Annotated in this window: 1 protein-coding gene; it reads left to right on the top strand. The window is 58.5% G+C overall.

The annotated features are described in order from the left end of the window. Positions 1–264: 264 nt before the first annotated feature. Positions 265–1,058, top strand: a 794-nt coding sequence (locus VKV29_RS06050) for a hypothetical protein (protein ID WP_324200409.1), incomplete at its 3' end; no start/stop codon positions are given.

Raw genomic sequence — 1,058 nt, forward strand, 5'->3', positions numbered from 1 at the left:
CATACGATGGATGCGTGCGTTCCCCCGCTCGGCTGGGTCGGGGAACCCTGGTCGACATTTTCGAAGACCCTGAACTCGAGCGAACTTGGTAGCTTGAATTGGTCCGGCCTGCCCGTCAATTTTGCCCCGACGACGATGTTCGGCAACCGGACCTACAGTAACCTGTCGAGATACCGAACCTTCGAGTCGCTCTGTTTTACCTCCGATTGTGCCTCCCCGTATGAGTTTGCTCCCGGCATTGTCAGCCCCCGGTGCGAGGGTTGGGTGACGCCGACCGAAGGCACGACCAACAACTCCATTGCGGTGTTGGCTCGAACCGCACCGACCTGTGTCGACTCCTTGGGCGGGAACTGCACGATTGATGTTCTCTCCACGGTAAATTCGGCGTGGTGGTATCCAACGCCGCAGGGTGCCTATTTAGTAGATGGTCCTTCGGTGAGTGGAGCCAATAACAGCACCTCTCAAGCCTACTACATTGGGATGGCCTCATCATCCGCCTTTGCCTATGATTTTGAACCCTACATTGTCGAGCATGCGATGTGTTCCATCGCCGAAGCAACCGGGGGGAGTTGGGATGGGTCGCCTACGCGTACCCCTTTCATTAACCAAGATGGTTTTTACTCGGACGGTCCATTCCAGTGTCAAGGCACACCCGGGAATCTCCCCAAGGTAGCTGGGGGATGGAGTCAGACGAATGATGGGGGGTATCTTTTCAATATCGGGACTCATCTCAACACGACGATGAATGCGAGTTTCCTCCCGGCCTTCGAGGGATTGGGTCTCGGTCAGCCCACGGGGCGAGTGGTGGCCACCGCGGCCTTTGATCGGAGCCCGATGCTGAAGGTGGTGCTGGAGCCGCCGTTTGTCTTTGCCAACCCCCCGGACCTTGCCGTGAGTTGCTCCAGCGCCGTGAGCGCCTACCCGCTGGTCTGTACGACCGCGTCGGCGCAGTATGGGTTCGTCCAAGGCTGGGCCGATGCGGAACTCGGCTGGAACCTGAGTGCCGATCCGAACGAGAATTTCATTGCCCCGGGGGAAAGTATCCAGGTCACGGTGAG

It is taken from the genome of Chthonomonas sp. (assembly GCF_035294165.1).
Taxonomy (GTDB): domain Bacteria; phylum Armatimonadota; class Chthonomonadetes; order Chthonomonadales; family Chthonomonadaceae; genus Chthonomonas.